This is a genomic window from Aeromonas tecta (genome assembly GCF_000820185.1).
GTDB classification, from domain to species: domain Bacteria; phylum Pseudomonadota; class Gammaproteobacteria; order Enterobacterales; family Aeromonadaceae; genus Aeromonas; species Aeromonas tecta.
Map to the genome: position 1 here is coordinate 211207 of NZ_CDCA01000025.1, position 14398 is coordinate 225604.

The window sequence follows — 14398 nt, forward strand, 5'->3', positions numbered from 1 at the left end:
CTATGGTCGAAACCGGCAACCCCTACCGTGATAATGTTTCTCGCCTGATCACCTGGGGGCATTGGTTCTCCTTCTTCAATATCATTCTGGCCATGCTGATTGCCACCCGTTACCTGGGGTCCATCAGCTGGCCGTCGACGACGCTCGGCGTGACCTATCTCATCATCAGCTGGATAGGTCATTTCGCGTTCCTGAGTTTCGTCACCTACCTGCTCACCGTCTTCCCGCTCAGCTTCGTGCTGCCCAAAGAACGGCTGCTGCGCTTCATCTCGGCCATCATCGCCACCCTGGCGCTGGTGCTGCTGCTGATCGACACCCAGGTTTTCCAGCTGTTCAAGTTCCACCTGAACGGTCAGGTATGGCAGCTGCTGCTGGATCAGGCCCAGACCGAGGAGGGCTCAATCTGGAGCATCATCTTCGTGGCGGTGCCGACCATCTTCCTGCTGGAGCTGCTGCTGTCGGCCTATGTGTGGCGCAAGATCAATAAGCGCAAGCGCCGCCAGTATGGCAATCAGGTCGGGCTGGCCCTGCTGGTCTGCTTCATGTTGACCCACCTGGTCAACAGCTGGGCCGATGCGACCCTGTATCAACCCATCACCATGCAGCGCGCCAACTTCCCGCTCTCCTACCCCATGACCGCCAGAAGCTTCCTGGCCAAGCATGGCTGGCTGGATCTCGAGCAGTATGAGAAGAAGGCCGAAGATCAGGGCAGCAGTGAACATCGCCTGCTCTATCCGTTGCGTCCGCTCAGCGTGAGCGCCCCCGCCGAGCACAAGAACCTGCTGGTGGTGGTGGTCGACTCCCTGCGCGCCGACATGCTCAATAACATCAACATGCCCAATCTGCAGCGTTACGCGGACGGCCATCTCAATTTCCGCCAGCACATGAGCGGCGGCAATGACGATGTGATGGGGATGTTCAGCCTCTTCTACGGGCTGCCGGGCCACTACTATGACGACATCCGCACCGACAAGCGCCCACCGGTACTGTTCGACGAGATGCTGCGCCAGGACTATCAGTTCGGCCTGTTCGGTGCGCTGGAAGATGCCCAGCAATACCAGCAGAGCCTGCTCGCCGGCCTGCGCAAGCAGGTGTTTGTCTCCCAGCAGACCGATGACTCCCGCCTCATCAACGACTGGCAACGGTGGCTCGGCAAGCGCACCGACGATCGCCCCTGGTTCTCCCTGGTCTATCTGTCGAGCCCGGGAGATTACGAGTTGCCCGAGGGTGTGCAAGGGCCCTTCCAACCCGAGCTGACCAAGTTCAACCCGGCCACCGCCTATCGGCCCGAGAACCTGCAAAAGCTCGAGAACCGCTACAAGAACGCGGTGTTCTACACCGATCAGTTGCTGGAGCAGATGCTGGAGCGGTTGCAGCAGCAGGGCCTGAGCGAGCAGACCATAGTTGTCATCACCTCCAACCACGGCCAGGAGTTCAACGAGACTCAGAGCAACAGTTGGGGCTATGGCAGCAACTACTCCCCCTATCAGGTGCAGGTACCACTGGTACTGGCCTGGCCGGGTGCCGAGAGCAAGCCACAGACCCAGGCCAGCAGTCACCTGGATCTGGTGCCAACCCTGATGAAGGGCATGCTGGGGGTGCGCAACCCGCCACGGGATTACAGCATTGGTCGCAGCCTGTTTGACACCACGCCGCGCAACTGGTTGTTGGCGGGGGATCAGAACGATTTCGCCATCTATCAAGACAGCACCATCACCCACTTCAACAAGCAGGGTGACTTCGAGCTGCTGGATCGCGCGACCTATAGTCCCATCAAGCACGGCACCCCGGACATGGGTGCCATGATCCAGGTGATGAACGAGTTGAACCGCTTCTACCGGGCGCCGTAACAGGCGCTACCGAGTCCAATCAGCCCGCCCCATGGCGGGCTTTTTATTGCCAGAAATACCTACTTTACTCCCTCATCTCCCCCCGACTAGTCGGCCCCATCCAGCTCTCTACTGACAAATTACACTGCAAACGTATGCCGACCTCTAATGACTTATCAGTCAAAAAAGTCAGTCTGATCAAGATCATAAAAACAAAATGATAATGATTATCAATTGTTGCTGCGAAAAGATTCATCTGCAATAATCCGCGCCCTTCAGGCTTAAATAACAATCATTATCAACAATGAAAAAACTACTGCACTACTGGCCCATGCTGCTGTCCGGTACAGCTCTGGCCGCCAGTGATCCTGCCAGGATCGACTCAACAGAGATGAACCCCGAGCTCAAGGCGCGCGAGACCATAGTGGTCAAGGGCCAGCGTATAGAGCAGAAGTTATCCGACGTATCGGGCTCCATCACCGTCATCACCGAAGAAGACCTGGATCGCCAGGTCGCCACCGAACTCACCGACGTGTTCAAGAACGAGCCCGGCGTCTCGGTCACCGGCTCCGCCGGCCGGCCCCAGAACATCATCATTCGCGGCATGGGCGGTAACCGGGTACTGATCATCAAGGACGGGGTGCGGGTCAGCGATGGCTTTGGCGCCGATGACCTCAATGACAAGGTGGGCCGCTTCAGCTTCGATCTGGACGACGTAAAACAGATTGAAGTTGCCAAGGGCGCTGGCTCCTCCCTCCATGGCTCGGACGCCATCGGCGGCACCATCGTCATCAGCACCAAGCAGCCGGAAGACTACCTGCAGGGTCAGGACGCCTATCTGAGCAGCAAGGTGCTTCAGGACGGCAGCAGCGACAAGCAGAAACTGAGCGCCACCGGCGCCGCCCGGGTATGGGATACCGAGCACCTGCTGCGCGTCTCCGGCTGGCAAGGGCACGAAACTGCCAACTATGACGAGAGCCGCATCCCGGCGGATCTGGATGGCCTGAGCGCCTCCACCAGCTCCCGCTTTGACCTCAACGAGCACCACCTGCTGCGCCTCGAGCTCGACTACTTCGAAGACAACGCCCAGCGGGATCAGGGTCCGCGCGAAGTGCCACAGCCCGACGGCAAGTGGCAGGTACGCCAGTATCAGGAAGACGCGTCCCAGAAGACCCAGGGCGGCAAGCTCAGCTGGGAGGCGAGCGATCTCGGCAGCCTGCTGGCCGACAGCTTCACCTGGAGTGCCTATGGCAATCACTCCAAGAACACCGCCAACAAGCGCAGCCTGCTGCAAAACGATCTGCTGAGCGGCTATCCCCGCTATCGCAGCGAGCGGGAGCTCTCCACCTTCACCGAAGACAGGCTCGGTACCGAGCTGGATGTGCGCCGGGATCTGGCCACCGGCGACGTCGGCCACAAACTGAGCTACGGCATGGAGCTGGAGCGCACCAACCACGAACGGCCGGTGGACAAGCTGAGCCTGGAGGCCGGCGTGCCCCAGCCCCAGCAATCCTCCCCCTTCAGCCGTGCTCGCACCGACAGAGCCGGGGTTTGGCTCAGCGACGTGGCGACCCTGGGCCAGTGGCAGTTCACCCCCACCCTGCGCATGGATCACCAGTGGCTCAAGCCGCTCGATGGCAGCAACGGCGAGAACCACAGCTGGCACATCTCCCCGAGCCTGGCCACCAGCTACCGCTTCAACGAGGAGTGGCGCAGCTGGCTGAGCTACGCCAACGGCTTCCGCGCCCCCTCCTATGACAAGGTGTACGGCAACATCCCCCACTACTTCGCCCTGCCGCCGTTCGAGATCATCGCCAATACCGAGCTGCAGGAAGAGACTAGCCACAGCTTCGAGTGGGGGGTGAGTGGTGAGGGGCAGAACTGGAGCATCAAGCCGGCCCTGTTCTACAACCGCTACTACAACTTCATCGACTGGCGCGAGGTGGGCCTGCGCCTGCGAGACGGCGTCATCCTGCGCCAGTACCGCAACGTGGCCAAGGCTGAGACCTGGGGCGCCGAAGTGGCCGCCAGCTACTGGCTCACCTCGGAGTGGGAGCTCGCCACCAAGCTCGGTTGGGTCGACGGGGAAGACAGTCAGGGCGAGGCCCTGCGCACCCTCACGCCGCTCGAGGGCAACACCCGCCTGAGCTACCAGGCCAACGACTGGAGCCTGGGGCTGCAGGCCGATTACGCCGCCGCCATGGACAGGGTGCCCACCTGTGGCAACAGCCTGACCAGCAGCCAGGACGAGTGCCTCAAGAGCGCCGGATGGTTCAGCATGGCGGTGACCGCCGACTGGCTGGTCACCGATGCCCTCAAGGTCAACGTCAAGCTCGATAACCTGTTCGACACCCGCTACACCCGCTATCAGGATGTGGCCGGGCTGGAAGCCGGTACCGATGCCTCCCTCTTCACCCAGAGCGGTCGCACCCTGAGTGCCAGCCTGCGCTACACCTTCGTGGGGATCTGATGCAGACAATGCTGATCCTGGCCAGCCTGCTGGCCACCCCGGCGCCCGCCTCTGTCCATGAGACAGTCCAAACGGCGGCGCCCCTTATCCCCGAGCGCCCCTTGCTGATGAAGGGCGAGATAGCCCGGGTCGATCCCTACGGCGGCTGGCGCGATGACAGCCGCAGCTCCCCCGAGCTGCTGACCCTGCTGCGTGAGCAGAACCGCTGGACCGAGCAGCAACTCGCCGGCCAAAAACCGCTCGAGAAAACCTTGCAAGCCGAATGGCAGGCCAGGGAGCGGGGCGAGCCCATGCCCGTCGAATGGCTAAGTGAGGCCGGCAGCCAGTGGCGCATGAGCACCGATGGCAGTCTGTGGCAACGCAGCGATGAGCAGGCCGAGGCCCGCCAGCGGCTGGCGCCGCGCCAACCCGCCGAGGGTTACTACGAGCTCGCCGCCTGGTCCCTGCACCCGAACGGGCGCTGGCTGGCTCTGGCCGAAGAGACTCGTGGCGATAGAGACTACCGCATCAGCCTGCTGGATCTGGCGAGCGGCGAGACCCTCGCCACCCTGCCCCACAGGGCCAGCGATCTGCTCTGGAGCCTGGACGGCAAGACCCTCTACACCATCGCCAACGAGCGCAACACCCTGCGCCCCTGGCAGTTGTGGGCCTGGCAAGACGGTAAAGAAGCCCTAGTGCATCAGGAGCGCGATCCCGCCTGGCTGCTCAGCCTCTATCGCACCACGGACAAGCGTCATCTGATCCTGCAGAGCAACAACCACAACGGCTCCGAGCAATACCTGCTGGACGATGGCAAGGCGGCCCTCGTCAAGGCACGCCAAGCCGGGCTCGAGTACTACCTGGATACCCAGGGCGAGCGGGTGCTGATCAAAAGCAACCGGGATGGGGAGCTTGGCCTCTATCAGGCGACCAGCCTGGCCGAGGTAGCCAGCCAGCCCTGGCAACTGCTCTGGTCCGGACAGGATCGCAGCCTCGAAAAGTGGCGCCTGTTTCGGGATCACACAGTGCTGCAATACCGCAAGGACGGGGACGATTGGCTCGACGTGCTCGGCGCCGACGGCAAGCTGACCCACAGCCTGCCGCTGACCGAAGGGGCTGGCACGGCCTGGATCCAGGGCAGCCAGGATCCAGAGAGTGCCAAGGTGCTCATTCGCCGCCAGGGCATGGCCGAGGCTCCGCACCAGCGCTGGCTAGACTTGGCCTCCGGTCAATGGCAGGCCGCTGACAAACCGGCCGAGACCTCCCTCTATCAGAGCGAGCGACGCTGGGTAGTGGGCAAGGACGGGGTCAAGGTGCCTGTCTCCCTGGTGTGGCGCAAGGACATCGCCGCCCCCAAGGCGCTGCTGCTCTACGGCTATGGCGCCTACGGCACTCCCATGCGCCCCTACTATCAGCCCCAGGTGCTGAGCCTGCTGGATCGCGGCTTCGTCTACGCCATCGCCCACGTGCGTGGCGGCGGCCTGCTCGGGGAGTCTTGGTACAAAGATGGCCGCGGCCAGCAGAAGCAGCACAGCGTGGATGACTTCCTGGCGGTGGCAAGCAGCCTGGCACTGGATCCTGCCATAGACCCGGCCCGGCTGTTCGCCATGGGGGGCAGCGCCGGTGGTCTGCTGGTGGCAGCGGCCCTCAACCAGGCACCGAGCCGCTTCGCCGGCGCCGTATTGCAGGTGCCCTTCGTCGACCTGCTCGGCACCATGAACGACCCCGAGCTGCCGCTCACCCGACAGGAGTATGCGGAGTGGGGCAATCCCGCTGTGACAGCAGATTACGCTGCCATGCGCCGATTAAGCCCCTATGACAACCTACATTCAGCCAATTACCCACCACTTTATGTAACGGCTGGGCTCAATGACAGTCAGGTCCCCTACTGGGAGCCCCTCAAGTGGCTCGCTCGCCTGCGCGCCCACAGCACGGGGCAAGGCCCTTATTTGCTGAGAACCGAACTCGATGGTGGCCATCTGGCAATCCCTCGCACGGCCGAGCTGCGCGCGGCGCAGGAGTATGCCTTCCTGCTCACCCTGGCCGGAGTCAGCCACTGATGCCACGCCTCACTTTTTCTGCTTTGGAGTCACCTATGAAACCCTCTTCCCTGGCCCTCTGGCTGGCGGCGACCCTGCTGGCCCAGCCCCTGGTCGCGGCCGAGCTCATCTATGTCGATGAGGCGCCGCTCTCTACCACGCCGCAAGCCTGGCTCGAGAGTCGCCTCGGCGTGACGCTCGTCCCCGACTACGACAAGGCCAGCCTGCTCGGCCACCATTACAGCTTCCACCAGTTGGTGAACGGCCTGCCGGTGGCCACCACCCAGGCTGCCGTCAGCCTCGATAACGCCGGCAAGCCCTGGCGCCTCTATCACAACCTGCGCCCGCTACAGAGCACGACGCCCGGTTGCGATACCAGCACCAGCCTGGATCCCCTGCTCACCAGCCTGCGGGATGCGGGCGCCCAAATCGATCCCCTCGGCCCGGTCGAGGCCTGGTACTGGCGCGACGGAGAAACCCTGGTGCCGGCCCTGCGCCAGCGGGTTCGCGAGCACAAGGATGGCAACGCCAAGGCAGCCTATCAGCAGCTGTTCGCCAGTTGTGATGGCAGCCAGGAGCTCGGCCGCTGGATGGACTCGGCCACAACGGCAGCGCCCTTCATCCCGGATGTGGGGGACGTCACCGTCCAGGCGCGGGTGTTTGACCCGGATCCCCGCACCCAGTTGCAAGATGCCAGCCTGGTCTGGCACGAGTCTCTGGTGCTGGCCGATGCGGCCTATCAGGACAAGGTGGTCCTGCCGGTCAGCCTGCAGGGCAGCGACTATGTGCTGAGCGGCCCCAACGCCCGGGTGGTGGATGCCATGGAGCCCAACACCGCCCCCTACAGCGCCGACGATCAGCAGGCTTTTCGCCTGACCCGGGACGATGCCGGCTTTGCCGACATCAATGCCTACTACCACCTGGACTTGGCCCAGCGGCACCTCAAGGCGCTCGGCTTTGCCACCCTGATCCCCGGCGCCCTCGACATCGACACCGATGCGGGCTATCAGGACAACTCTCTTTATGATCCGTTCGAGCGCAGGTTGGAGCTGGGGCGCAGCGGCGTCCCCGATGCCGAGGATCCCATGGTCATCTGGCACGAGTTCGGCCACGCGGTGCAGCACCACATAGTGCCGGATCTCGGTGACGAGGCGGACTGGGGCGCCATCGGCGAGGGTTTCAGCGACTATCTGGCCGCCAGCCATCGCCAGCGCAGCGAAGCGGGTCGCAACTTCGAACCGGCGCTGGTGTTCAACTGGGATGCCCGCTTCACCGACCGCGCACCGCGTCAGCTGGATGACATGCGCGCCCGCTACCACCCGGACTACAACTACCCGGCCCACAGAACCGTCAACGGCAGCAACGGCGATCAGCTGTGGGGTACGCCTCTGTTCCAGGCCCTGCTGGCCTCGGTCGCCGAGTACGGCGAGGTGGCTAGGGACGAGTTTGATCGTCTGATCATCGAGTCCCACTTCGGCCTGGGCCCGGCCATCAAGATGCCGCAGCTGGCCCGCCTCACGGTGGAAACCGCCGAGCGGCTCTACCCGGCGCGCCACTATGGCCGCCATCTGGAGCAGGCCTTCCGCCAGCACGGCCTGCTGCAGGCGCCGGTCAATCTGGCCCTGGCCGATGGCAGCGCCATCGAACTGGGCCAGCGCCAGTCCGTGGTGCTCACCCTGAGCAACCCGGGCAACACGGCGGTAACCCTGCACAACCTGGCCCTGACCCTGCCAAGCGGGCTGCAAGTCGACCCCTATCAGTGGCAGGCTAGCACCCTGGCGGCCGGCGCCAGCATGAGCACCACCCTGCGACTGCTGGCCCAGAGTCCCCTCGCCTGTGGCGACGTGGCCGAGCTGCCCGTCGGCCTGACACTGACCGGCGCCAGCCCGAGCGAGCGGCAGTGGCAGCAGTCACTGAGCCTACCCATCGGCACCCCAGTGGTTGCCCGAGCAAGCGGCCAGGCCCTGACCCTGAAGGATGCCCAGAGCACCGAAGTGAAGGGGCTGAGTCAAACCAGCCTGGTGCTGGCGAAGAACGACGCCCGGGTGAGCGGCGAGCTGCAACTGAACCTGGACTTGCAACATGAGGCGCTGGACGAGCTGGAGATCTGGCTCAACTCCCCCTCCGGCACCCGGGTCCAGATCTGGGATAAGGGCTACAGCCCGCTGCCACGGCTCAAAGGGGTCTTCCCGTCCGAGCTGCAATCCGTGCAGCCCCTGAGCCAACTCATCGGTGAGCCGCTAGCCGGTCAGTGGACCCTGGAGATCGTCGACAACGCCCCCGGCAAGCAGGGTCGCCTCAATGGTTGGAGCATCAGCCAGCGCATCGGCGCCCAGTGCGGCGAGTCCATTGCGCTGCCGGATGACGGCATCATCCACTTCGACACCGCGGACAGCAGCGGGGGCGGCGCCCTCAACCTGCTCTGGCTGTTGCCGCTGGCCCTCTGGCGCCGCGTCACTCGTCGCGGCTAAGACGCCCCTCGACACTATTAATGGCTAAAAAACAGCGAGGGGCTCAGGGCCCCTCCAAGGACAATAAATGAAGATGAGAATGACCCCGCTGGCCTGCTTGCTGGCCCCCCTGCTCACCGCCTGTGGCGGTGGCAGCACGGACGAGGCGCCCCTTGCCGCGCCAGATTATCGCCTGACGGTCAACCTGCCCCAGGCCGGCACCCTGTGCGTCAACCTCAACCAGAATGACAGCTGCGACGCCGGTGAGCCCGAGGTCAGTGGCGCCGCCGGTGCCCGCCAGCTGAGCGGCACCTCTCCCGCCCTGCTGACCAGCCCCTTGCTGTTCATCCCATCGGATCTGGCGGCCCTGACCCTGACCCACCCAGCGGCACGCCTGGATGGACAGCACCTCACCCCCACCCCGCTGAGCACCCTGCTGCAGACCCGCATCGGTGAGGGGATACCGCCGGCTCAGGCGCTGGCCAAGGTGTTGGCCGATCTGGCGCCGCTGCAGCCGGGACAGGATCTTGCCGCCCTCACTCAGCTGACCGCCTTCAACCAGGCCCTCGCCGAGCTGGCGCTGGCCGCCCTCAACGATGCCGGCACCCTGCCGGGGATTGCGGCCAATGAGCGTCAGCGCCAGATCTGGCAGGGTCTGGTCACTCTGTTGCCCGAGCTCGGCCAGCATTTTGCCAACAGCCCCGAGCTGCTGAGCCTGCAATCCCGTCTCGCCGCCGTGCTGAAGCAACAGCAGCCAAGGGCTCTGATCACCGCCAGTGGCGTCACCACCTACAGCGACGGGGTGGACTATCTGCTGACCCAGGAGCCTGCCGATCACCCGGGTCAGGATGCCAGCCTCAAGCAGTCTCCCCTGCGTTATCGCAAGCTCGACAACCAGGGGCAGCCCCTGCCGGACGGCGCCACTCAGTGGGATTGCGTGGAAGATCTCAACACGGGTCTGGTATGGGAGAAGAAGCTGGATGACCCGGACAGCCCGCGGGATCTGCACCGGGCCTTCGCCTGGGAGTTTGGCAACTACCACCCCTTGCAGGAAGAGCGGGACTACGCCTGTCCGAACGGCGAGGCCATCTGCACCACGGAGCAATACCGTCAGTGGCTCAATAGCCAGCAACTGTGCGGCATCCAGAACTGGCGCCTGCCCCATGCCCAGGAGCTGATGAGCCTGCAGCATTTTGGCTCCCTCAGTCAGCAGGGTGGCCAGATAGCGACTCTGGATGTGCGCTATTTCCCCGATCTGGGCACCGGGTTCAACGGTTTCGATGGTTATTACTGGAGTCAAACCCTGACCCCGTCCCGTCGTCTCGAAAGCGCGCCGCTCAGCGTCATAGCCCCGCTCTTCTGGGGTGACGATGCCGGCACCGATTACCCGACTCCCGTACAAACCCCTGATGACACCAATGCCCTGCAACTGCGCCTGGTGGCCGAGGTAACCCGATGAACAAGTTTCTCCTGACCCTGCTGCTTTGTCTGTGCAGCCCGCTGGCACTGGCCATCGCCATCTGCGATGACAACATGCCCAGAACCAGCCCCAGCTCCCGTTTCCTCGATCACGGCAACGGCACTGTGACGGACCGGGCATCCGGCCTCACCTGGATGCGCTGCCAGCTGGGGCAAACCTGGCAAAATGACAGCTGCCGTGGCGAGCCCACCCGCCTCTATTGGCAGCAGGCACTGCTGACCGCCGAGCGGATCCGCACCGAATCCAATCATGCCCTCCATGGTTTCGGCGGTCACACCGACTGGCGCCTGCCCACCATCAAGGAGCTGACCAGCATCCTGGAATCCGCCTGCTACAAGCCGGCATTGAACGAGACCATCTTCCCCCGCGCCATGGCTGGCGACGGGAAAGAGGTGAACGACGGCTACGTCTATGTCTGGTCCTCCACCCCCTTCCCGGCGGGCAAAACGGTGGCCTATCTCGACATCACCAGCGGCTCGGTCGGCCTGCGTGCCCCCAGCGCCTGGGCCAAGCAGGTATTGCTGGTGCGCTAAAGGATTGGGGCCGGATCTTGCGGGTCCGGCCTCAACGCGATTGGCGATGAATGCGCTCATTTGTGAGGCATTGCGTCAAAAAAGCATCAAATTACGTCATTGTGTGCCCGCTCAGAGCGGTTTTGCGCGCCGGAGCGCTGGCATGAAACCCGCAGAGCGGTTAGTCTAGCGGCGTTGAACCAACCCCATGAGGTACAGATGAAAACCGTATTGCGTTTTAGCCTGCTGGGCGCCTTATTGTTGGGTGGCCATGCCTTCGCCGCCGAGCCGAAAAAATTTGATATCAGCATGTTCCCTGCCGCCGAAGTCAATCAGGAACGTGTCGTGATCCGCCTGCCGGAAGTCGAGAACGAAGCCGACATGATGGTCGAGCTGCAAGTGGGCAAGAAGATGCTGGTCGACTGCAATCTGCCGCGCTTTGCCGGCAACCTGGAACAGCACAGTGTCAAGGGCTGGGGCTACAACTACCTGACCCTGGGTCAAGTCTCCGGTCCCATCAGCACCCTGATGGCCTGCCCGGATAGCCAGAAGAAAGAGACCTTCATCCAGATCTACGGTCAGGGCTTCTTCGTGAACTACAACTCCAAGCTGCCATTCGTCATCTATGTGCCGCAGGAGTATGAAGTGCGCTACCGTCTGTGGCGTGCCGACAACCTGGCTCAGCCGGCCATGATCGAGTAAGTTGCCAAGGTTCCGGTGACACCGGTTCAGAAACACCCAAATAAAGCGCCATATGGCGCTTTATTTTTAGGTTTTTATCTGTCAAATAACGACGCTACCTTTACAGAAGCTGACATAACTCCACTATTTTTCAGGCTTTTTTGTGCTACCTACCGCAAAAACCAAGCTTGGGCTGAGCCAAACCCCTTTCGATGAAATATATTTATTAACATAGAAAGAAAATTGATTTTGCACTCTGCGACGGCCTGATGATACTTGCCCGCAAAGGTCAAACTAACCAGAACAAGAGCACTATGAGCTTCGAATCAGACAAGCGTTTCAATGACTTCAAACATTTCCCCCGTGGCCTGCGTCGCAGTGGCGAATTCACCGTCGCCGAAGCGGACAGTCTGGAAAAGTACGGCACCGTCATGCTGGCGCTCTATCAGGGCAACCTGGCCCCCCGTGATGAGGTCGAGAGCGCCTTTATCGAGCAGGTCAAATCCGGCGCCGCGGGCAGCAATCCCCACGCCAAGGTGTGGTTCAAATACCTGAAGGTGATTGGTCCAAAGCGGGTGCATCGCCTGTGCACGGTCGCCGGTGGCGCCAACGAAGACCTAGGTGGTGGTTTTGAAGGCGGCAGTGGCGGCGGCGGTGGTGGCAGCGACGAGTCGCTGGATTAATGGATACCGAACTGCTGCGGACCTTTATTGAGGTCAGCAAAACCCGGCACTTTGGCCGAGCGGCGGAGAATCTCTACCTGACCCAGTCGGCGGTGAGTTTCCGGATCCGCCAGCTCGAGCAACAACTCGGTGTCAGTCTGTTTGCCCGTCATCGCAACAACATCCGCCTGACCGCCTCCGGTGAGCGGCTGTTGCCCTACGCCGACGCCATCTTGCACACCCTGGGCCGCGCCAAACAGGACGTGGCCCTCTCCCCCGGTTTCAGTCAGCAACTCGCCATCGGCGCCCCCGCGGTGTTCTGGGAACTCGATTTCAACGACTGGCTCAATCACGTCTATGCGCTGGCCCCCGGCCTCGCGGTGCGGCTCGAAACCGCCTCGCGCGAGCACCTGTGTCGCCAGTTGCTTGAGCGCTCCCTCGACTTGGCCCTGCTCTCGGAGCCGACCAAGATCGACGAGATTGCCCTGCACCCCATCGGCGAGCTGGTGTTCGAATTGGTGAGCCGGGATCCGGCGGCCAACGCCGACAGCCTGATGCAGATGCCTCATATTCACCTCGACTGGGGCACCAGCTTCGAGCCGCCATCCAGCCGCTTGCAGAGCCTGCAGAAGACCCCGGTGCTGCATTCGAGCTCCGCCAACATGGCGCTGCAGTTCGTACTGGCCAACGGCGGCGCCGCCTATCTGCCCAGGCGGATGCTGAGCCCCTATCTTGAGCAGGGCAAACTGCATCTGGTAGAAGGAGGCCAGGCCCTGAGCCGCCCGCTCTACCTCGCCTATCTGGAGAAATCCGATCGCCGGGAGCTTATCGATCAGCTGCTGACCTTGCCCCTCGGCTGGCATGATGCGGATCTGCGGTTGCCGTCCGCTGAGTGACATTAGGCAAGTCGACATCCCCATTATCGGGATATTCTGCGCCATGTTGATGGAATAAAACGCTGCCTTGGCGCGATTTTACTATCGCATCTCGTTACCAATACGCATATATCCAGCATGACAAACATGAAAAAGGGGCCTGATGGCCCCTTTTGTATGGATACGAATTAGCCTCAGCCGTGGTGTCGGCGATCGTTGGCCTGGGCCAGCAACATGCGGCTCTCGCGCAGGAACTCGTCCGCCCGCTCGCCGAAGAAGCCGGAGACCTGGGAGAAGGCATCGATAAAGCCCGCCCGATCGCCCCGTTCCAGGAGCCCCAGCGCCTCGCCGAAGTTCTGGTAGTAGCGGCGGATCATGGCCAGGTTCTGCGGCGACGACAATATGATGTCGGCGTAGAGGTGCGGATCCTGGGCGAACAGCCGGCCCACCATGGCGAGCTCCAGCCGGTAGATGGGGGAGCTCAGGTTAAGCAGCCGGTCCAGATTGGCCTGCTCCCGGGAGAGGTGCCAGCCGTAGGCGAAGGTGGCGAAGTGGCGCAGCGCCTGGATGAAGGTCATGGCCTCGTCGTGAGCCTTGGCCTCCACCTGCTGCAAGCGTGCGCCCCAGATGGTCATCTGATCCAGCAACCACTGGCTGGCGGCGGGCTCGCGCCCCTGACAGCAGACGATCACCTGCTTGGCGAGGCTCCCTACGTCCGGCCCGAACATGGGGTGCAGCCCCAGTACAGGTCCTTGGTGTACCGCCAGCATATGAGTAAGGGGTTCGGCCTTGACGCTGGTGACATCCACCAGCAGGCAGTCGGCCGGCAAGTTACCCAGCCGGTCGATGACGTCGCAGGTCACGTCGATGGGCACCGCCACCATCACCATACCCGCGCCGCTCAATATCTCGTCTGAGCGCGACCAATCGGCCTGCCCCAGGCTCTCGACCCGGTAGCCCGACAGGCTGAACAGCTGGCCAAACAGCCGACCGAGCTGGCCCTGTCCGCCGATGATCACCACCTTGCCAAGGGCCGGCTTCATGCACTTGAAGTGGTGCTCCTTGTCGCTGGCGGATTCCAGGATATAGGATTCGCGCATCACCCGGCGCAGCACATCCTCGATGAGATCGCCGGGCACCCCGAGAGATTCGGCCTCGGCGCGGCGACGGGCCAGCATGCTCGCCTCCCGATCCGGTGCATAGATGGGCAGGCCGTGGCGGCTCTTCACCTCACCCACTTCCCCCACCAGGGCCAGACGGGCGGCCAGCAGATCGATCAGCTGCTTGTCCACCGCATCTATCTTGTCCCTGAGGGCATTCAACTCTTCAGCCATATCCCATCCTTGCTGGCGCCGCCGCTGGCCGCGCCCTGTGATTCAGTCGATGACATCTACGTCGATGACATGGTCGATGACATGGAT

At 62.8% G+C, this 14398-nt stretch carries 10 protein-coding genes; 9 read left to right on the forward strand and 1 reads right to left on the reverse strand.

What is annotated here, in order from left to right; all coding sequences use genetic code 11:
• The first annotated feature begins 2 nt into the window (after positions 1 to 2).
• The 9 genes from BN1137_RS10120 (at position 3) to hdfR (ending at position 12998) form a co-directional block, all read left to right on the forward strand.
• Positions 3 to 1850 carry a DUF3413 domain-containing protein gene (locus BN1137_RS10120; RefSeq protein WP_050718479.1) on the forward strand — a complete coding sequence of 616 codons (1848 nt, stop codon included), beginning with the start codon at positions 3 to 5 and terminating at the stop codon, positions 1848 to 1850.
• Positions 1851 to 2133: 283 nt separating this feature from the next.
• Positions 2134 to 4299: a TonB-dependent hemoglobin/transferrin/lactoferrin family receptor gene (locus tag BN1137_RS10125; protein ID WP_050718480.1), complete on the forward strand. Its 2166-nt coding sequence runs from the start codon at positions 2134 to 2136 to the stop codon at positions 4297 to 4299.
• A complete protein-coding gene (locus BN1137_RS10130) occupies positions 4299 to 6338 on the forward strand; it encodes a prolyl oligopeptidase family serine peptidase (RefSeq protein ID WP_050718481.1) in 2040 nt (679 codons plus the stop codon). The genes BN1137_RS10125 and BN1137_RS10130 overlap by 1 nt, the downstream gene beginning before the upstream one ends.
• A 35-nt stretch (positions 6339 to 6373) precedes the next feature.
• Entirely contained in the window at positions 6374 to 8788 is a 2415-nt protein-coding gene (locus BN1137_RS10135) for a proprotein convertase P-domain-containing protein (RefSeq protein WP_050718482.1), read from the forward strand.
• Between the two features lie 79 nt (positions 8789 to 8867).
• The gene (locus BN1137_RS10140; RefSeq protein ID WP_083443417.1) at positions 8868 to 10226 is read left to right on the forward strand and encodes an Lcl C-terminal domain-containing protein; all 1359 of its coding nucleotides are present in this window, start codon (positions 8868 to 8870) and stop codon (positions 10224 to 10226) included.
• Positions 10223 to 10780: an Lcl C-terminal domain-containing protein gene (locus BN1137_RS10145; RefSeq protein WP_050718484.1), complete on the forward strand. Its 558-nt coding sequence runs from the start codon at positions 10223 to 10225 to the stop codon at positions 10778 to 10780. The genes BN1137_RS10140 and BN1137_RS10145 overlap by 4 nt, the downstream gene beginning before the upstream one ends.
• Positions 10781 to 10978: 198 nt before the next feature.
• Positions 10979 to 11461: a serine protease inhibitor ecotin gene (gene eco, locus BN1137_RS10150; protein WP_050718485.1), complete on the forward strand. Its 483-nt coding sequence runs from the start codon at positions 10979 to 10981 to the stop codon at positions 11459 to 11461.
• A 293-nt stretch (positions 11462 to 11754) separates the two neighbouring features.
• Positions 11755 to 12123 (forward strand): MaoP family protein, encoded by a 369-nt coding sequence (locus BN1137_RS10155; protein ID WP_050718661.1) that lies wholly within the window; start codon positions 11755 to 11757, stop codon positions 12121 to 12123.
• The gene (gene hdfR / locus BN1137_RS10160) at positions 12123 to 12998 is read left to right on the forward strand and encodes an HTH-type transcriptional regulator HdfR (RefSeq protein WP_050718486.1); all 876 of its coding nucleotides are present in this window, start codon (positions 12123 to 12125) and stop codon (positions 12996 to 12998) included. Before BN1137_RS10155 ends, hdfR begins: the two co-directional genes overlap by 1 nt.
• 173 nt (positions 12999 to 13171) lie before the next feature.
• Here hdfR and tyrA read toward each other — a convergent pair whose 3' ends face one another.
• Positions 13172 to 14311 carry a bifunctional chorismate mutase/prephenate dehydrogenase gene (gene tyrA / locus BN1137_RS10165; protein WP_050718487.1) on the reverse strand — a complete coding sequence of 380 codons (1140 nt, stop codon included), beginning with the start codon at positions 14309 to 14311 and terminating at the stop codon, positions 13172 to 13174.
• Between the last annotated feature and the right edge of the window lie 87 nt (positions 14312 to 14398).